General features: G+C 41.3%; 17 protein-coding genes. 2 read left to right on the top strand and 15 right to left on the bottom strand.

Going from position 1 to position 19,855, the window contains the following annotated elements; all coding sequences use genetic code 11:
* Window positions 1-168: 168 nt before the first annotated feature.
* From icmF to AB3N04_RS12295, 7 genes are all read right to left on the bottom strand, one after another.
* On the bottom strand, window positions 169-3,432 hold the full coding sequence (icmF, locus tag AB3N04_RS12325) for a fused isobutyryl-CoA mutase/GTPase IcmF (RefSeq protein WP_368503068.1): 3,264 nt from the start codon (window positions 3,430-3,432) through the stop codon (window positions 169-171).
* Window positions 3,433-3,445: 13 nt separating this feature from the next.
* Entirely contained in the window at window positions 3,446-4,075 is a 630-nt protein-coding gene (locus AB3N04_RS12320) for a TetR/AcrR family transcriptional regulator (protein WP_368503067.1), read from the bottom strand.
* A gap of 148 nt (window positions 4,076-4,223) precedes the next feature.
* Window positions 4,224-5,366: an acyl-CoA dehydrogenase gene (locus AB3N04_RS12315; RefSeq protein WP_317121765.1), complete on the bottom strand. Its 1,143-nt coding sequence runs from the start codon at window positions 5,364-5,366 to the stop codon at window positions 4,224-4,226.
* A gap of 14 nt (window positions 5,367-5,380) precedes the next feature.
* Window positions 5,381-6,523 carry an acyl-CoA dehydrogenase gene (locus AB3N04_RS12310; protein ID WP_368503066.1) on the bottom strand — a complete coding sequence of 381 codons (1,143 nt, stop codon included), beginning with the start codon at window positions 6,521-6,523 and terminating at the stop codon, window positions 5,381-5,383.
* Between the two features lie 63 nt (window positions 6,524-6,586).
* Window positions 6,587-7,438, bottom strand: coding sequence for a 3-hydroxybutyryl-CoA dehydrogenase (locus AB3N04_RS12305; protein ID WP_368503065.1), 852 nt, complete (start codon window positions 7,436-7,438; stop codon window positions 6,587-6,589).
* A gap of 36 nt (window positions 7,439-7,474) precedes the next feature.
* A complete protein-coding gene (locus AB3N04_RS12300; RefSeq protein WP_368503064.1) occupies window positions 7,475-8,653 on the bottom strand; it encodes an acetyl-CoA C-acetyltransferase in 1,179 nt (392 codons plus the stop codon).
* 174 nt (window positions 8,654-8,827) lie between these two features.
* Entirely contained in the window at window positions 8,828-10,930 is a 2,103-nt protein-coding gene (locus tag AB3N04_RS12295) for a (Fe-S)-binding protein (RefSeq protein WP_368503063.1), read from the bottom strand.
* A 339-nt stretch (window positions 10,931-11,269) separates the two neighbouring features.
* Between AB3N04_RS12295 and cls the strand changes: the two genes are divergently transcribed.
* Window positions 11,270-12,466 (top strand): cardiolipin synthase, encoded by a 1,197-nt coding sequence (gene cls / locus AB3N04_RS12290; protein WP_368503062.1) that lies wholly within the window; start codon window positions 11,270-11,272, stop codon window positions 12,464-12,466.
* 42 nt (window positions 12,467-12,508) lie between these two features.
* Here the strand turns inward: cls and AB3N04_RS12285 are convergent, their stop codons facing one another.
* Window positions 12,509-13,174, bottom strand: coding sequence for a TrkA family potassium uptake protein (locus AB3N04_RS12285; protein WP_368503061.1), 666 nt, complete (start codon window positions 13,172-13,174; stop codon window positions 12,509-12,511).
* A 332-nt stretch (window positions 13,175-13,506) separates the two neighbouring features.
* On the opposite strand from AB3N04_RS12285, the gene AB3N04_RS12280 reads away from it, so the two are divergent.
* Entirely contained in the window at window positions 13,507-13,572 is a 66-nt protein-coding gene (locus tag AB3N04_RS12280) for a hypothetical protein (RefSeq protein WP_368506040.1), read from the top strand.
* A 253-nt stretch (window positions 13,573-13,825) separates the two neighbouring features.
* Here AB3N04_RS12280 and AB3N04_RS12275 read toward each other — a convergent pair whose 3' ends face one another.
* The 7 genes from AB3N04_RS12275 to speE all read right to left on the bottom strand — a co-directional run bounded on the left by AB3N04_RS12275 (window position 13,826) and on the right by speE (window position 19,817).
* Entirely contained in the window at window positions 13,826-14,602 is a 777-nt protein-coding gene (locus AB3N04_RS12275) for an alpha/beta fold hydrolase (protein ID WP_368503060.1), read from the bottom strand.
* A gap of 15 nt (window positions 14,603-14,617) precedes the next feature.
* Complete coding sequence (locus tag AB3N04_RS12270; protein ID WP_368503059.1) at window positions 14,618-14,788, bottom strand: XapX domain-containing protein; 171 nt, start codon at window positions 14,786-14,788, stop codon at window positions 14,618-14,620.
* A gap of 65 nt (window positions 14,789-14,853) precedes the next feature.
* Entirely contained in the window at window positions 14,854-15,336 is a 483-nt protein-coding gene (locus AB3N04_RS12265; protein ID WP_368503058.1) for a DUF456 domain-containing protein, read from the bottom strand.
* A 379-nt stretch (window positions 15,337-15,715) separates the two neighbouring features.
* Window positions 15,716-17,386, bottom strand: coding sequence for an arginine--tRNA ligase (gene argS, locus AB3N04_RS12260; RefSeq protein ID WP_368503057.1), 1,671 nt, complete (start codon window positions 17,384-17,386; stop codon window positions 15,716-15,718).
* A 3-nt stretch (window positions 17,387-17,389) separates the two neighbouring features.
* Window positions 17,390-17,827, bottom strand: a complete 438-nt coding sequence (locus tag AB3N04_RS12255) for a DUF1934 domain-containing protein (protein ID WP_368503056.1) — start codon at window positions 17,825-17,827, stop codon at window positions 17,390-17,392.
* Window positions 17,828-18,092: 265 nt separating this feature from the next.
* Window positions 18,093-18,977, bottom strand: a complete 885-nt coding sequence (gene speB / locus AB3N04_RS12250) for an agmatinase (RefSeq protein WP_368503055.1) — start codon at window positions 18,975-18,977, stop codon at window positions 18,093-18,095.
* A gap of 12 nt (window positions 18,978-18,989) precedes the next feature.
* The gene (gene speE / locus AB3N04_RS12245) at window positions 18,990-19,817 is read right to left on the bottom strand and encodes a polyamine aminopropyltransferase (RefSeq protein WP_317121779.1); all 828 of its coding nucleotides are present in this window, start codon (window positions 19,815-19,817) and stop codon (window positions 18,990-18,992) included.
* Between the last annotated feature and the right edge of the window lie 38 nt (window positions 19,818-19,855).

Below are 19,855 nucleotides of genomic sequence, written 5' to 3'. Positions count from 1 at the left end.
CCTGAAAGACTTGTCGCTCGTGAGCCAGGCCGTTCCGCTTTTCTTTTTGTCTAGCTTCATGGCATTGTCCTTCGAGAAACTTTTGTGAATCAAACGAAGTCAAAAAGCGACTTCTTTTTGCTTCCCCTAAGTTTTCGAATGCCAGAACATGCCATTCAGCTTTTCTTTCTACATATTCCTTCTATATTGTCCGCCTACTTGGTAGAGGGCGCCTGTGATTTGGCCTAGGCTGGCTACTTTGACGGTTTCGATTAATTCTTCGAAGATGTTACCGCCAGTGACTGCTGTTTCTTGTAGTCGTTTAAGTGCCACAGCTGTTTTTTCTTGATGCTTTTCTTGGAAGGCACGTAGATTTGTGATTTGTTGCTCTTTTTCTTCTTTTGTTGCACGTGCAAGCTCCATGGTGAACTCTTCTTCTGAGTTATCGTTCGGGTTCATGTAGGTGTTAACGCCGATGATCGGAAGCTCCCCTGTGTGTTTCTTCATTTCATAGTGCATGGACTCTTCTTGGATCTTGCTGCGTTGATACTGTGTTTCCATCGCTCCTAGTACACCGCCGCGATCATTAATTCGCTCTAATTCTTGAAGAACAGCTTCTTCTACTAAATCTGTTAATTGCTCAATGATGTATGAGCCTTGTAGAGAATTTTCGTTCTTCGCTAGGCCGAGCTCTTTAGTAATAATCATTTGAATGGCCATTGCACGGCGGACTGATTGCTCAGTCGGTGTGGTGATCGCTTCATCAAATGCATTGGTGTGAAGTGAATTACAGTTATCATAGATCGCCATTAGCGCTTGAAGCGTCGTTCGAATATCATTAAAGTCAATTTCCTGTGCATGAAGCGAACGGCCTGATGTTTGAACGTGGTATTTCAACTTTTGGCTGCGCTCATTTGCTTCATACTTATTCTTCATCACTGTTGACCAAATACGGCGTGCTACACGACCTATAACAGTGTATTCTGGGTCAAGTCCGTTACTGAAGAAGAATGATAGATTCGGCGCAAACTTATTAATGTCCATGCCGCGGCTTAAATAATACTCTACGTATGTGAAACCATTTGCCAACGTGAATGCTAGCTGACTAATTGGATTTGCCCCTGCTTCTGCAATATGGTAGCCAGAAATGGATACTGAATAGTAATTACGTACCTCATGGTCGATGAAATATTGTTGAATATCACCCATCATACGAAGCGCAAATTCTGTTGAGAAAATACACGTGTTTTGACCTTGATCCTCTTTTAAAATGTCCGCTTGTACAGTACCACGAACAGTTGAAAGGGTACGGGCCTTAACTTCAGCATATTCTTGTTCGTTTGGCTCGCGTCCGTTTTCTTCTTTAAACTTCTTAATTTGCTGTTCGATCGCTGTATTCATAAACATCGCTAAAATGATCGGTGCCGGACCATTAATCGTCATCGATACCGATGTTGACGGAGCACATAGGTCAAAGCCATCATAAAGCTTTCTCATGTCTTCAAGCGTACAAATACTTACTCCACTTTCTCCAACTTTTCCATAAATATCAGGACGGTAATCAGGGTCCTCACCATATAGTGTTACAGAATCGAAGGCTGTACTTAAACGCTTCGCTTCATCATCTTTAGATAAGTAGTGGAAGCGACGGTTCGTACGTTCTGGTGTACCTTCTCCAGCAAATTGACGCTTAGGATCTTCTCCTTTACGTTTAAACGGGAATACACCTGCTGTGTAAGGGAATGCTCCTGGTACATTCTCTTCCATTGACCAGCGTAAGATCTCGCCCCAGTCTTCAAACTTCGGAAGAGCTACTTTTGGAATCTTAATACCAGATAAACTTTCAGTCGTAAGCTCCGTTACGATCTCTTTATCACGGACTTTAGTCACAAATGTATCTCCACTGTAAGATTCCTTCAGTGAATCCCAGTTATCAAGAATCGATTTACAAGCTGGGTGAAGCTTCTGCTCGAAGGATTCTTTTGTTTGCTCAAGTTGATTCAGAACGTCTTCACTCGCATTGCCATGGGCTTGAATAGCTTCAATTGTTCCCGTTAACTGATAGATCTTACGTGCTACTTCAACCTGCTCATCCGTTAGCTTTTTATACTGCCTTACTGACAATACAATGTCACGTAAATATTGTGTTTGCTCTGGTGGAATGATGACATTTTGCTTGATCACATCTTCACTTGTCTCAATCGACGTATCAAAATCCGTTCCACATTTCTCGTTTAATGTCTTCATAAGAGCAGCAAATAATGTGTTCGTTCCAATATCATTGAACTGACTTGCAATCGTTCCGTAAACAGGCATTTCTTCAGGTGCCTCTTCAAAACGTGTACGGCTGCGTTGATACTGCTTGCGTACGTGGCGAAGAGCATCCTCTGAGCCTTTGCGATCAAATTTATTAATGGCAATCACATCAGCAAAGTCAATCATGTCTATTTTCTCTAGCTGTGAAGGTGCTCCGTACTCACTTGTCATCACGTATAGAGATACATCTGAGACTTCCGTAATCTCAGCGTCTCCTTGCCCGATTCCACTCGTTTCAACAATAACTAGATCATATCCAGCTGCCTTCGCTACATCAATCGCATCACGAATGCTATCAGAAATTTCTTTTCTAGAGTTACGGGTTGCTAGACTACGCATAAACACACGTGGGTTATGAATCGAGTTCATGCGAATACGGTCACCAAGTAGCGCCCCGCCTGTTTTTTGTTTTGTTGGGTCAACAGAAAGAATCGCAACGGTTTTGTCAGAAAATTCGTTCAAAAAGCGACGCACGAGTTCATCAGTTAACGAACTTTTCCCTGCCCCGCCTGTTCCTGTGATCCCAAGAACCGGTACTTCGTTTGTCATTTGTTTTAATTGCTCTAATGTCTCTTCAAGAGTAGCAGCCACTTCTTTTTTTGCTTCCGCATGAAGCTCTGCATAAGAAATACAACGTGCAACAGCACGAGCATTTTTTTCTTTAAGAGAAGTCAGTTCTTCTGATACTTGTTCAACTGTTGGGAAGTCACATTCTTTTAGCATTTGATCGATCATGCCCTGCAAACCATGCTCACGGCCATCATCAGGTGAGAAGATACGTTGAATTCCGTACTCATGAAGCTCACGAATTTCTGGAGGTGTAATAACGCCACCGCCGCCACCATAAATGCGAATATGGCCAGCACCTTTTTCATTTAACAAATCATGGCAATATTTAAAGAATTCCACGTGTCCACCTTGATAAGAAGAAATCGCAATCCCTTGAACATCTTCTTGAATGGCAGCGTTTACAATCTCTTCAACAGAGCGGTTGTGCCCAAGATGAATAACCTCAGCACCACTCGCTTGTAAAATACGACGCATGATATTAATAGAAGCATCGTGACCATCAAATAAACTTGAAGCCGTCACGAAACGAACATGATTAGTTGGTTTATATGATTGCGTTGTTGACATCAAACTTCCTCCTTTATTTAGCAACCTTTGTGAGCGGGGCAAGCAGTTGCTCGCTTTGAAGTTTTGTATATTGCTCTAATGTATACAGCTTGCGAATGGCCCAGCGTCGGAATGTCCACATATGTCCTTGCACTAAAATATTATGGCTCATCAGCTTAATTTCATCTTCGCTTAGAGTTACGTTGTAGTTCGTTACATAATCACGAATAATGTCTTCAAACATCTCTGTCATTTCTACTTCTTTTTGCAACACATACATGAGCGCTTCTTTTGGAAGAGACTTAGCCTCTTGGTACATGACTAGTACTTCATCTTGTAAATGATCGATCACTCGAAAATAAGCTGCGATCGCTTTTTTTAGTCGATCAATTCCAACTGCTTTTGTATCAAGTTGTTGGACTAGTTGATCACGTACCTCTTCATAAATCGCATCACATACAAGGTAGAGTACATCTTCCTTTGAACCAATGTACTCATAAAGTGTTCCAATACTAAAGCCTGACTCTTTTGCAATTTCTCTTGTTGTTGTGCGGTGGAAGCCTTTTTCAATAAAAAGACGCACAGCTCCTTTAACCATTTGCTCACGACGTTTTTTGACTAATTGCTGATCCTTTACCATTGAGGGCACTGCTTTTTTTTTCAAACCTGTCAACCTACTTCCTTTTATCGTATTTCTCTTTTTATATGCCAATGGTCTACCCGGCAGCGAGATGTCTCACTGCCACTAGACCCCTTTATGTTACTTAATAGCATACTAAAAATTGAAGCTACGATCTATCATTTAATGTTGATTAGTCGGCTAACAACATTTTAGAGATAACAAGGCGTTGAATTTCATTTGTACCTTCATAAATCTGAGTAATTTTCGCATCACGCATGTAACGCTCTACCGGATAGTCCTTTGTATAGCCATAGCCACCAAATACTTGAACGGCTTCAACTGTGACATCCATTGCTGTATCACCAGCGAAAAGCTTAGACATCGCAGACTCTTTACCGTATGAAATACCTTCGCTCTCTCTCCATGCTGCTTGGTACGTTAATAGACGACTTGCTTCAATCTTAGTAGCCATATCTGCAAGCTTGAAACCAATCCCTTGTTGTGCACCGATTGGCTTACCGAATTGTTTACGCTCTTTTGCATAGCCTACCGCTGCATCAAGTGCACCTTGAGCGATCCCTACTGCTTGAGCAGCGATTCCGTTACGCCCACCATCAAGTGTCATCATCGCAACTTTAAAGCCTTCACCTTCACTACCAAGCATGTTTTCTTTTGGCACACGGCAATCTTCAAAGATAATTTCAGTTGTAGGAGATGAACGAATGCCTAGTTTCTTCTCTTTTTTCCCAACAGAGAAACCTGGAGTATCTGCTTCAACGATGAATGCAGTCGTTCCTTTATGACGTGCTTCTGGATCTGTTACCGCAAATACGATGTAAATATCAGCAATCCCACCATTTGTAATGAAGATCTTTGAACCATTTAGTACATAATGGTCACCATCAAGAATCGCTGTTGTTTTCATTCTAGCTGCGTCAGAACCTGAACCTGGCTCCGTTAAACCATATGCCCCAATCTTCTTACCTTCTGCCATAGGACGTAGGAATTTTTGTTTTTGATCTTCTGTACCAAACTTATATACCGGCCAGCCTGCAAGCGATGTATGCGCAGAAAGTGTTACACCCGTTGAGGCACAAACACGTGATAACTCTTCAACTGCAATACAATAACTCACATAGTCTGCACCAATTCCACCGTACTCTTCAGGCCACGGAATACCCGTTAAACCAAGCTCCGCCATCTTATCAAAGATCTCACGGTCAAAACGCTCTTCCTCATCACGCTCTTCTGCTGTTGGTTCTACTTCATTTTTCGCAAAGTCGCGTACCATTTTACGGATCATATCTTGTTCATCAGTTAATAAAAAGTTCATTATATTTCTCCCCTTTAATCTGCTAGTAAGTGCTTGCTAATTACGATACGTTGAATTTCACTTGTTCCTTCATAAATCTCACAAATTTTCGCATCACGGAAAAAGCGCTCCACTGGATACTCTTTTGTATAGCCGTAGCCACCAAATACTTGCACAGCTTCGATTGCTACTTCCATGGCTGTACGTGAGGCAAATAACTTTGCCATCGACGCCTGTTTTCCACTGTCCTTACCAAGCTCACGTAGTTTGGCAGCCTGATAGACTAACAGTTTTGAACCCTCTACCTTTGTCGCCATATCAGCAAGCTTGAAGCCAAGCCCTTGCTGTTGCCCGATCGGCTTTCCGAACTGCTTGCGTTCTTTTGCGTAACCAACAGCTGCTTCAAGTGCAGCTTCAGCGATACCAAGAGATTGTGCTGCAATTCCGATTCGTCCTGCATCAAGATTACTCATTGCAATTTTGAAGCCTTCTCCTTCGTTTCCTAGGAGATTACTAGCCGGAACACGCGCATCTTCAAAAGTAAGCTCTGTTGTATTTGAGCCATGAAGACCCATTTTCTTTTCTTTCTTTCCTACTGAAAACCCTGGGGTATCTTTCTCTACGATAAAAGCAGAAATTCCTTTTGACCCAAGTGTAGAATCGGTTGAAGCAAATACGATGTATACATCTGCTTCCCCGCCATTTGTAATGAACACTTTGGAACCATTTAAGAGATAATCATCGCCATCTTTTTTCGCCGTTGTTTTTAAACTGCCGGCATCAGAACCTGCACCAGGCTCTGTAAGGCCAAAGGCACCTAAGTATTCTCCACTAGCTAGCTTTGGAATATATTTCTGCTTTTGTTCCTCTGTCCCGAAATAGAGAATTGGATTTGTACCAACGGAGGTGTGTACCGATAAAATAACCCCAACTGTCGCACTCACTTTAGATAATTCATTAATAGCAATAATATAAGAAGTGAAATCCATCCCAGCCCCGCCGTACTCTTCTGGAATTGGAATGCCCATTAAGCCAAGCTCTCCCATTTTGTTGACAATCTCACGTGGGAACGTCTCGTTTTCTTCCATTTCTTCGATAAATGGCGTAATTTGTTCTTGTGCAAAGTCACGTACCATTTTCCGCATCATTTCTTGCTCTTCTGTAAATCGTAAATTCATCCTCTGCACCCCCGAAATCTGTATGTCTTCTTTTATAGCGGCTGCTTCGCTTTATTCGATCGCTTATTCGTAAACGTAGAATCCTCTGCCTGTCTTCTTACCTAACCAGCCCGCTTTCACATATTTTCTAAGCAATGGACATGGACGGTATTTGTCATCTCCAAACCCATCATGCAATGTTTCCATAATATAAAGACATGTATCTAATCCGATAAAATCAGCCAAAGTAAGTGGTCCCATTGGATGATTCATACCGAGCTTCATCACTTCATCGACTGCCTCAGGCGTGGCAACCCCTTCATACACTGTATAAATTGCTTCATTAATCATTGGCATTAAAATACGGTTTGAAACAAAGCCAGGGAAGTCATTCACTTCTACTGGAGTTTTTGATAATGTTCGTGAAAGATCTTCAATCGCTTGATACACTTCATCTGTGGTTGCAAGTCCGCGAATAATCTCAACTAATTTCATGACTGGAACTGGGTTCATAAAGTGCATACCGATTACTTTTTCCGGACGGTTCGTAGCGGCTGCAATCTCTGTAATGGGAAGAGAAGATGTATTTGTGGCCAGGATCGCATGTGCTGGTGCGATTTTATCAAGATCAGCAAAAAGCTTTGATTTAATCTCCATGTTTTCCACTGCTGCTTCGATTACTAGGTCAACATCAGAAGCATTTTGTAGGTCCGTTGATGGTGTAAGACGTGAAAGAATCTCATCTCGCTTCGTTTCTTCAAGACGCCCTTTTTCAACTTGACGATTTAAGTTCTTTTGAATGGTCGAAAGTCCGCGATCAACAAAATCTTGTTTTAAGTCATGTAAGATCACGTCAATTCCTGCCATTGCATGTACTTGTGCAATCCCTGAACCCATTTGCCCGGCACCGATTACCATTACTTTTTTCATACTCATGAAGTCTCCACTCCTCTATTTTTGTTAAATGGTTATTTATTTCACTTCAATTAATACAGCATCACCTTGACCGCCACCACTACAAATAGCTGCAATTCCCAGCCCGCCACCGCGGCGTTTTAACTCATGTGCAAGTGTTAAAATAATACGTGCTCCACTTGCTCCGATTGGGTGACCAAGTGCGACAGCACCACCGTTTACATTTACTTTCTCCGGATCAAGCTCGGCAATCTGGTTACTTGCTAGGGCAACCGCTGCGAATGCTTCATTAATTTCAAAAAGATCAATGTCACTAGCGCTTTTTCCTGCTTTATTTAATAACTCATTAATAACAAGACCTGGTGTCTTAGGGAAATTCTCAGGCTCAATCGCAATCGCATGATGAGCGACAATGGTTGCCAGTGGTTCAATCCCTTCAGCTTTTGCTTTTTCATCTGACATAAGAAGCATAGCTGCTGCTCCGTCATTCACTCCCGGTGCATTTCCAGCTGTAATGGTGCCATCTTTTCCGAAAGCAGGCCTTAATTTAGCCAACCCTTCTGCCGTGGTGCCAGGACGCGGTGCCTCGTCACGTTCTACTAATACAGGATCACCCTTACGTTGTGGTACTGGTACAGCGACGATTTCCTCATTAAATGTCCCCGACTCAATTGCACTAAGTGCCTTATCATGGCTTCTAGCAGCCCACTCATCCTGTACTTCTCGAGACAACGCTAGTTCATCAGCCACTCCATTTCCATAAGAACCCATATGAACAGAACGGAACGAGCAAGTTAAGCCGTCAAATACCATTCCATCAACCAGTTCAACATTCCCCATCCGTGCGCCCCATCTTGCTTTTGGTACGTAGTAAGGAGCATTACTCATCGACTCCATCCCACCTGCAAGAATAACTTCTCCATCACCTGCTCGGATGATTTGATCAGCTAGTGTTACACTGCGCATGCCTGATGCACAAACTTTATTAATCGTTTCCGTTTTAACACTCCAAGGAATCTCAGCGTTATTCGATGCTTGACGAGATGGTATTTGACCTTGACCTGCTTGAAGTACATTTCCTAAGATGACTTCATCCACATTCTCGCCTTTCCAGTTTGCGCGAGCTAATGTTTCTTTTAAAACAATGCCCCCAAGTTCAGACGCTTTTAGGCTACTTAATGCGCCTCCAAATTTCCCAAAAGGTGTACGAGCTCCACTGACAATGACTGTTTTCATCGTTATTCCCCTTTCGATTCATGCATTTATTGACCGAACGCTCGCTCGGTAGATTGTCTGATAAAAAGCGCAAGTGTGATTGCGCTTTCATATGATGTCATAAAACATGAGAGCAGGACTCGCTAGACGCGAGTCGACAACTCTCCTGAATTTTCTACTATATTACTTACTATTCTACTGAACTAGTTCGGTTTCCTTCTTAGCAAGTGATTTTTCTAAAATTTCTACAATATCTAACGTTTGTACGTCTTCTTCGACTTCTTTTGCTTTCGTACCATCGCTTAGCATTGTTAAGCAATATGGACAGCCTGTTCCAATCATCGATGGCTCAACTTCAAGTGCTTGCTCTGTACGAGCAACGTTTACACGTTGACCAGCATCTTCTTCCATCCACATCATACCGCCGCCGGCTCCACAACACATTCCGTTTTGACGATTACGATCCATCTCAACCACTTTAACCCCAGGGATCGCAGCAAGAATTTCACGTGGTGGCTCGTATACTTCATTGTAGCGACCAAGGTAACAGGAGTCATGATAAACAATCGTTTCATCGACTTCGTTAGTTGGCTTAATACGGCCTTCTTTAATGAGGTCAGCAAGAAGTTCTGTATGGTGATACACCTCTACTCCTTCAAGTCCGAAATCAGGATACTCATTTTTAAACGTATTGTATGCATGAGGATCGATTGTTACAATCTTCTTCACATTATGCTTGTTGAATAACTCAATGTTTGCAGTAGCGAGCTCTTGGAATAAGAATTCATTTCCAAGACGACGTGGTGTATCGCCTGAGTTCTTTTCTTTGTTTCCGATAATCGCAAATGTAACGCCTGCTTCGTTCATTACTTTAGCGAAAGACTGAGCGATTTTTTGGCTTCGTTTATCATATGAACCCATTGACCCTGCAAAGAACAAGAATTCGAATTCCTCACCTTTTTTCTCTAGTTCTTTCACTGTCGGAACATGGATATCCTCACGTCCCTCACGCCAGTTTTCACGCTCTTTACGGCTAATGCCCCATGGATTTCCTTGACGTTCAATATTCGTCATCGCACGCTGTGCATCAGCATCCATCTTACCTTCTGTTAAAACAAGGTAACGGCGCATATCAATAATTTTATCAACATGCTCATTCATAACAGGACATTGATCTTCACAGTTACGGCATGTCGTACAAGCCCAAATTTCTTCTTCTGTAATCACATCACCAATTAGGCTTACATCGTAGCCAGCTGCCGCTTCTTGACCACCAGCACCTTGCATAGCTAGTTGGTTTGCTTTTGTATTAGAGAACGCAAATTCCGGTAGCCAAGCAGACTTTGATGTAACTGCTGCTCCCTTTTCCGTTAAGTGATCACGCATTTTAACGATTAGATCCATTGGAGAAAGCATTTTTCCTGTGCCAGTTGCCGGACACATATTCGTACATCGACCACATTCGACACAGGCATATAAATCAAGCAATTGCTTATGGTTAAAGTCTTCAATCTTGTTGTTACCAAATTGCTCTTGCGACTCATCTTCAAAGTTAATAGAAGATAGACGACCTACTTGATGCGTACGACCCATGAAGACGTTTGCAGGACCGGCGATTAAATGAGCATGCTTTGATTGTGGTACATACACTAAGAATGTTAATAAGAATAATAAGTGCATCCACCAGAAAACAAAGAACAATCCACCAGCAACAGCTGGAGATACCCAACTAAATGCTGTAGCAATTCCTGATGCAATCGGCTCAAAACCACTCATTGATTTATCAAGCCAGATGATTTCCATCCCTTTTGCGAGTAGCTTCGATGTCATTAATCCGCCAATGAAAATAAGCACTAGACCAGATTTCCATCCACGCTTTAGACGAACTAGCTTCTCAACATAACGACGATAGAACGCCCAAACAACAGCGATCAAAATCATGACAACAACGATTTCCTGGAAGAACGTAAAGTATGGATACAATGGTCCAAGCGGTAGATGTGAGCCTACTGCAAGTCCTTTCCAAATTAAATCAATTGCGCCAAGTTGTACAAGCAAAAACCCGTAGAAGAACATTAAGTGAATAATCCCGCTCTTCTTGTCTTTCAATAACTTCTTTTGTCCGAACACGTTTACCCAAACCGATTCAAGTCGCTCTTTCATAGAGTGATCAAACTCTGCTTTTTTACCGAGCTTGATGTACTCAACACGTGTCATAACGAGTGTCGCAAACAAGTACAATGCATAACCCGTTACAAGTAGAAAGGCCACAAGATTAACCCATGTTAACGCTTCCATCTCAAACGTCCCCCTTTTCGACCTAGCTAAATATTTCTGCTGACACATAAGTTGCTACGTCTAATTTGAATGTTTAGAAAATAATAAATTATTACGGTCATTATAGCACATATTCGTGTGAATGAGCATTCAGTCGATAAAAAAGTTGAAATTTTTTTTACATTTTTTATGAGTGGTTGACTTTTATGCTTTAAAGCCACTGAGATTCCTTTGAATACACCCTTATTTTCGTGAGATCCACTACAACCTAATGTATCAATTGGACCTATTGATACATACCACTCTTCTCAGTCGGGCATGATACGAATAAATAAATGTCGTCGCGTAGGAGGTGAGAAGATGAATGGAATGATCATTACACTTGTGATCATTGTACTGTTGGTTACTTGGCTTAGAATGGATTTTATCTTCGGACAGAAGAAGCAACGTAAGGAAGCAACTCGTCATACTCAAGTTACTCGTTATGGGGATGTTGAGTTCCTTGCCACAGGGGATGATTTTTTTGAGGCTTTATTTGCCGACCTTTCTCAAGCAGAGCATCACATTCATCTTCTTTTTTATATTTTCAAGGAAGATCACATTGGAAATAAGGCACTTAAAATTTTAGCAGATAAAGCTCAAGAAGGGGTTACAGTTCGTGTCCTTGTCGATCGTTTTGGTTGTGACCTATCGAGAAAGACCATTAAGCAACTGAGGAAAAAAGGGGTTCGATTTGCTTATTCTCACCCTGTAAGCTTCCCCTATTTATTCTTCACTCTTAATCGGCGCAATCACAGAAAGCTCGTTATTGTTGATGGACGCGTTGGGTACATTGGAGGGTTTAATATTGGAGATGAGTATTTAGGACGTGACCCTAAATTTGGTCCTTGGCGTGATTTCCACCTTCGACTAAATGGGGACGGTGTTCAGGATCTTCAAGAACAATTTTTAGAAGACTGGCAGACGGCTAAGCAAAAATTTGTACGAGAAGAAGCGCTCTACCCAAGTCTTAGAAAAGGCCCTCATCCTTTACGCATCTTACCGACAGATGGGAGTTATCTTGAGGAATCATTTATCTCTTTAATAAGCCAAGCAAAAAAAACAATCACGATCGGTACCCCATACTATATACCTGGAAAACCTTTGCAAAAAGCGCTTATTGAGGCCGCAAAGCGCGGGGTCGATATCCGCTTAATCTTGCCCAAAAAAGGCGACCACCCATTTGTAAAAGAAGCAGCTTTTCCTTATTTCAAGGATTTACTTGTAGCGGGCATCGAAGTATATCAATATTACCGAGGATTTTTTCATGCCAAGGCCATTGTCATTGATACGCAGATGGCCGATGTCGGGACCGCAAACTTTGATAAACGAAGCTTCCATATTAACCATGAAATCAATTGTCTCTTGTATGATCAAACGATCGTGCAAGTTGTGTTAGATCAACTCGAGCATGACATTTTCACAGCGCAAAGAATGACAATAGAGACTTTCAACTCACGACCATTCCTTCAACGTGGCAAAGAAAAATTGGCGACATTAATCTCAGGCCTGCTATAAACAACTAAGAGCACAGACAACGTATTGTCTGTGCTCTCATACTTAAAGTCCCTCGTCCTCAAATCGGTTAATATCTAGTTTATGACCCATCACCACGAGCATATCGCCTTTATGAATAAGGTCATCTGGCATTGGCGAGATATTCATCTCCTCTCCTCGCTTCATAGCAAGGATTGTTACCCCGTATTTCGCACGTACATTTAATTGAACGAGCGTCTTATCATTTACCTTATCTGTTGCGCGAAGTTCGACGATACTATATTCATCTGAAAGGTCAATGAAATCGATCACTTTCTCAGAAGCCATATTATGAGCTATACGACGTCCCATGTCTGATTCTGGATGGACGACAAGGTCTGCCCCGATCTTTTCTAATACTTTATGATGATAATTATTTTGAGCTTTCACCCATACGATAGGAACATTCATTTCCTTTAAAACAAGCGTTGTTAAGATACTAGCTTGGATATTGTCACCAATTGCTACTACTACATGTTCGAAATTAGAGATTCCAATTTGCTTCATCGCATTTTCATCGGTCGTATCAACTTGCATCGCATGCGTCGAGTAAGAAACGTACTCACTAACCTTATCTCCATCTTTATCGATCGCAAGCACTTCATGCCCTCTTTCGTATAACTCTTTACAAACACTTCCTCCAAAACGTCCTAAGCCAATGACTGCAAACTGCTTTTTCTTTTTAGCCATGTCTTACCACTCCTTTTTTTAAAACCATCACAAAGAAATGGTTATCTTCCGTTTTTATAGAGTTAATTTACTCCTGTTATATCAAGATGTCAATGATACTTTCGAATTTAAAGAGTTGATCACGCTTTGTTAGATTGAGTTTTTAGCATAGTCTTTATTTCATTTGGTAAGACTGTTGAAGAAATCATAAGGTGGAGGCTGTTATGGAAGAACATGTTGAAAATGGGAAAATTCTCGAGGGAAATATGAGGAAGATGCGATACACGCTAGATTATATGAATCAATAATTACGTGAGAACAATATTTACGATGTAGATGAAGTCCTCGTCGCAATGATTGAGCCAAATGGAACCTTAACGGCTTTAAAGAAACAAGAGTATCGGCAAGTTATCAAGTAAGATTTACAACTCGAAAGTAAATCTGAAGGCCCCGTCGTACCAGTTGAATTAATAATGAACGGTGAGATTATTCGGCGAAACCTAACAGAAAATAACATCGACTTACACTGACTGCAATCAGAGATCTCGAAAAGAAATATCCTTACCAAGGATGTGATGTATGCTGTGTTGGCTCTAAATGGAAAGCTCTATATCGATACATTCAAAGACTTTCTCGCTCATCCGATTGATAAAGAATAAAGCGAAAGCCTCTTTAGACAAGTTGCCTTCGCTTAAGCCACTCGCGAATTGCGTGGTTACATTCGTTATATTTTTTTGTCGGAACTTGATGTAGCACCCCTTGGATAGAAATTACTTCTACATCGTGAGCTCTTTTTACAAAATCATAAATATAATTGTGAGTGAGGATGTCGAATTTCCCATATAAGAGAAGCAAAGGCATCGTAACTTGATTAAGCCTCTCAATTGACTGATATTTATGTCCAAATCGATATGATTCAGAAAGAATATCAGGATCTACTTCTTTCATGGCTCTCTGCATCTCTTTTTCATGCTCCTTGTTTTTGAAGTGAACTTTTGCCACCGCATAACCGATAAGCGACATCCACTTTTTCTTTGCAGCCCATATGCCTAGCTTAAATTCTTTATCCAGTAAAAAACTCGAAACTTCCGGAAATCCTCCGATCAAAACAATTCCATTTGTTAATTCTGGGTAACGTAATGCGAACTCCTGTGCAACCGAACCTCCAGTGGAATAACCAATAACCACTGCCTTCTTAGCCCGGATTTTTTTTAAGACGGCTCTCACACACTCTGCTTGTTCACCTACCGATAACGCTCTCGATACCCCATCTATACTATGACCATTTCCAGGAAGATCCAGAACAACCACTTGCCCTGTATCAGACAAGGAATGTTGATAGCGAAAAGTAAGGCGTGACATACCAGGAGGATGAATAAAGAGGAGTGGTATCCCTCTCCCTCTAACTTCATAAAAAACGTTCATTCCTTTATAAGAAGCGTATGCCATCTCACCCTCTCCTCCCTACTTCATAATCATCGGCCAAATTACCTCATATAGTTTATACCCTAAATAAATTCCTACAATCCCCATAATTCCGGGTAAAGCCGGTGGTGCTGGAATTGGTAACTTAATTAAAGCAAAAACAAATCCAACGATTAACCCTGCAATGATAGCTAAAATAATTTCTTGCATCCTTATTTCCTTCTTTCTGAGATCTCTCTTCTCTTACTTTGTGTGATATGAAGCAGATTATGCTTCTAAATAAAAACTTCGATAAAAAACCAAATGATCAAAATAAGTTGAACGAGTCCTTTTGCAACCGTCCCACTTAAAAAGGCAAAAAATGAGGCAATAGCAACCAATACTGCTTGACGGGGATCCTTTGTTGATATCAACTCGGTTATAAAAACGAGGATGAACGGAACTAAAATGATGCCAAATGGAGGCATGATAAACGAACCGACGATCACACCTAGAGCAGCCATTCGCTCACTCCACTTTGAACCTCCGTATTTCTTCACAAAGAATTGACTGGCGATTAAATCCGCGGCAAACAGTAAGACAGTCAGAACACCAGCTCCAACCCAAAACCAGATCGACAAGGAGGCTCCATCTATTAAAAAGACATACATCAAAAACCCTACCCATAATACAAGCACAGAAGGAACAATGGGAAAGAGCAGTCCAATAAAGCTCAAAATAAACAAAGCGACAATAACAATCCAAATAACAGCTTCCATCTTACAGCTCCTTTCTATTAGACAAGAAAAGAAGCCTTATCTAAAAGGCTCCCCAAAACTAGGACTATCCTGAAATCGTTGCAAGTTCAGCTAACACGTAATCACGGTCGCTTTCTTTTTCAATATGTGCCACTTGTTGATGGGCATAGGCAAGATGAGCTTTCAAGGTCGAGAAACTGCTTTTCGCTCATTTATATGTTTTAGCGCTCATATCTTCTTGAGAGTCGCTCATATCCCGATTATTCCGCACATAATTCAATGAGAGCCGCTCATAAGGTTCAAATAGCGCTCATAACCGATTAAAGCTGTAAACGTTTCCCCCGGATCTTTGAAACAAGTAGCTCCCTTTCACTAAGTGAATAGGGAGCTTTGAGTGGTTTTACATTTTCTCTGGTGCCGATACTCCAACTAGTGCTAGTGCATTTTGAATCGTTAGTTGAGTCGCCTTCATAAGAGCAAGACGCGCTTTACTCTTATCTTTATCCTCAGCATCAATAACTCGTTCTGCATTATAAAAGCTATGAAGAGCAGAAGCTAGGTCATGAGCATAGTTTGTGATGCGGTGAGGCATTTGCTTTTCTGCCGCTTCAGCTACAACTGCTGGGAAATCACCAATGACTTTTAATAGGTCATATTCCTTTTCCGTTGAAACCGCTGATAGATCTGTGTCCACATCGTATGTTAGGCCAAGCTCTTCTCCCTGACGAAGCATACTACATACACGAGCATGTGCATATTGTACATAGAATACAGGGTTCTCATTAGATTTAGACACAGCAAGATCCATATCAAAATCAAGTTGAGAATCCGCACTACGCATCGCAAAGAAATAACGGACTGCATCGATTCCTACTTCTTCCATCAAATCACGAAGAGTAACAGCTTTACCCGTACGTTTACTCATCTTCACTTTTTCTCCGCCTTGATATAAGCTCACCATTTGAATAATCTGTACTTCAAATTGTTCAGCAGAATAACCAAGCGCCTGGATCGCTGCTCTCATACGAGGGATATAACCATGGTGGTCAGCACCCCAGATATTGATCAGCTTATCAAAGCCACGCTGCATTTTATATTGGTGGTACGCAATATCAGGTGTGAGATACGTGTACGTGCCGTCATTTTTGATTAGCACGCGATCTTTATCATCACCGTATGTTGTTGAACGGAACCATGTTGCTCCATCAAGTTCATACGTTTCACCTTTTTCATCAAGTGTTCCGAGAACTTCAATCACTTTCTTTGACTCATAAAGAGATGTTTCAGAGAACCAGTTATTAAACTCAACACGGAACTCTTTTAAGTCAGACTTAATTTTATCTAGCTCTTTTTGAAGACCATATTGACGGAAGAATTCACGACGCTCAGGTTCTGATACACTTACATACTTATCGCCATGTTCCTCAGCTAGCACCTTACCAAACTCTATGATGTCTTTACCACGGTAGCCTTCTTCTGGCATCTCTTTTTCTAAGCCTAACGCTTGGAAATAGCGAGCTTCTAGAGAAAGAGCCAGATTGTTGATTTGGTTACCGGCATCATTGATATAGTATTCTCTCTCAACATTAAAACCAGCTTTACTAAGTACGTTGCATAGGGCATCCCCTACAGCAGCTCCGCGAGCATGTCCTAAATGTAGGCTACCTGTTGGATTGGCTGATACAAACTCCACTTGAATTTTTACACCCTTACCAACGTTTGTCTCACCGTATGTTTCGCCCGCTTTAAGAACAGCTGGAACAACCTCACGTAAATAACTTTTGTTCATAAAAAAGTTAATGAATCCAGGTCCTGCGATATCGACCTTTTCAATTGATGCTTGTTCTTTATTTAGTTTAGCTACTAATTCTTCAGCAATTTGGCGAGGTGCTTTTTTAGCAACACGCGCTAATTGCATTGCCATATTTGTCGCATAATCACCATGAGCTTTATCTTTTGGCGCTTCTAATATGACTTCTGGAAGCTGCTCCTCTGTTGCTAGTCCTGCTGAGATAACCGCAGCTTTAATCTCTTCTTTTAAGTTTTGCTTCATTTGTTCTACACTGTTCATGCCTTACTGATCCTCCTCTAATGTCAATCGTACTTCATGTTCCCCTGCATCTTGTCCTTGTAGTAAAAATCGGTACTTGATGTGGATCTTACCTCGCTGTTTACGGGTTGGCCACGTGACAAGGACTTTATCTGTTATCGCCTTTGTTTCCCACGACGCTTCTGAAGTAACATAGCGACCGAGCGACTCTTCACCTGAAATAAAGGCTTGGCGCATTAATACTGAACCTTGACGAATAAGCATTAACTCACGCCCATCCCATTTCATCGTCGTTTGGACAGATTCCGTTTCCGTTAAGGCTTCCTCAAATCGCAAGTAATCTTGATTTCCTTTATGATAGAGCTCACCTCTTGCTGTAAACTCATAGGAATCTGTATGATCGGTATGTTTAATTTTATTTTGGAAGATCATTTTCACTGTTTTCTTATTTGGTTTATTCATTCAGTCGCACACCTTTCTACAAGTGCGGGGATTTAGATCATCACAAATCTAAACAACCATTCTTCTATTGTTCAAGTTTAGCGATTTTATCCCTTAGTTGCAAGGTTCTGTTCTGTGTCTATCTGTGATTTCGAGTCTAATCGTTTGAACACTGTATAAAGGGGATACCCTAAGCTCACTTTTAAACGACGAATTCAGGAAAAAAAAGATGAGCGGCCAATCTAGTCGCTCATCTTCGTTGTCGTCTATATAATCTGCATAGGCACTACTTTACACCTTTATCGGTCCAACCCAAAATCATTTCGCGAATCATTTTACTTGCAGTGATTTGCGTTTGCTCTGACGGGTCGTACGCTGGTGCTACTTCTACAAGGTCCGCTCCAATAATGTTGAGATCAGAATCGGCAATGGCAACAATTGCATCTAGTAATTCTTTTGACGTGATTCCGCCAGCTTCAGCTGTTCCTGTTCCTGGTGCACATGATGGATCTAGAACATCAATATCAATTGTCACATAAACGTTACGACCTGCAAGAGTCGGAAGAATTTTTTTAAGTGGCTCTGCTACCTCGAATTTAGACATATGCATGCCAGATTCTTTAGCAAATTGGAATTCCTCGCGCATCCCAGAACGGATACCAAATGAATACACATTCTCTGCTCCAATTAATCCACACGCTTTACGAATCGGTGTAGAATGCGAAAGAACTTCTCCTTCATACTCCTCACGTAAGTCAGCATGGGCATCAATATGAATGATCGCGATATCTTCATATCTTTTATTCATGGCTTTAAAAATCGGCCATGATAATAAATGCTCTCCACCAAGTCCGATCGGGAACTTACCGTCTGCAAGCAACTTATCTACATACTCCTCAACCATATCAAGGCTACGAGCTGCGTTACCAAAAGGAAGTGGTATGTCACCTGCATCAAAGTAATTAACCTCTTCTAAATGCTTGTCCATATATGGGCTATATTCCTCTAACCCAAGAGACGCTTCACGAATACGGGTCGGCCCAAAACGAGAACCCGGACGAAAAGAAACTGTCCAGTCCATCGGCATACCGTAAATAACCGCCTTAGCTTCTTCATAACTTGGGTTACTCATAATGAACACTTTACCTGAGTATGCTTCATCAAAACGCATCGAAATTCCTCCTTATTTCACAAGATCACTAACAAACTTTGGTAGAGCAAATGATGCTTTGTGAAGGTCTTTTGTGTAATACTTCGTTTCGATCTCGTGGAAACGTTCCTCAGGCACTTCTAATGGATCATGTTTTTTCGAGCCCATTGTAAATGTCCAAAGTCCACTTGGGTACGTTGGGATGTTAGCTGTATACACACGTGTGATTGGGAAAATCTCACGAACATCACGTTGTACTTGTGTAAGTAAATCTTTGTGGAACCATGGGTTGTCTGTTTGAGCAACGAAGATTCCGTCTTCTTTTAGAGCACGAGAAATCCCTTCATAGAATCCTTTTTCAAATAATTTAACAGCTGGTCCAACTGGCTCAGTTGAATCAACCATAATCACGTCATATTCATTTTCAGCTTTGGCAATATGCATGAAACCATCATCAACTTGTACATCAACACGTGCATCATCAAGAGCACCTGCAATAGTCGGCAAGTATTTTTTAGAGTACTCGATTACTTTCCCGTCGATCTCAACAAGTGTCGCACGCTCAACAGATGGATGCTTTAATACTTCACGGATTACACCACCGTCACCGCCCCCTACAACTAGCACATTCTTAGGGTTTGGATGTGTAAATAAAGGCACGTGAGCAACCATTTCGTGATAAACAAATTCATCTTTCTCCGTTGTCATAACCATGCCATCTAGAACAAGCATATTTCCGAATTCTTCTGTCTCTACTACATCTAATTGTTGAAAATCTGTTTTCTCACTATGTAGCGTACGTTTAATTTTTGCTGTAATGCCAAAACGTTCAGTTTGTTTTTCTGTAAACCATAATTCCATCTTTCTTCACCTCATTAGAATATCTATTTCTAGCACTT

It is taken from the genome of Alkalihalophilus sp. As8PL, assembly GCF_040939795.1.
Classification (GTDB): Bacteria; Bacillota; Bacilli; order Bacillales; family Bacillaceae_D; genus Alkalihalophilus; species Alkalihalophilus lindianensis.
Note: the sequence above shows the minus strand (reverse complement) of the source record. Positions and strands in the feature narration are given on the sequence as shown.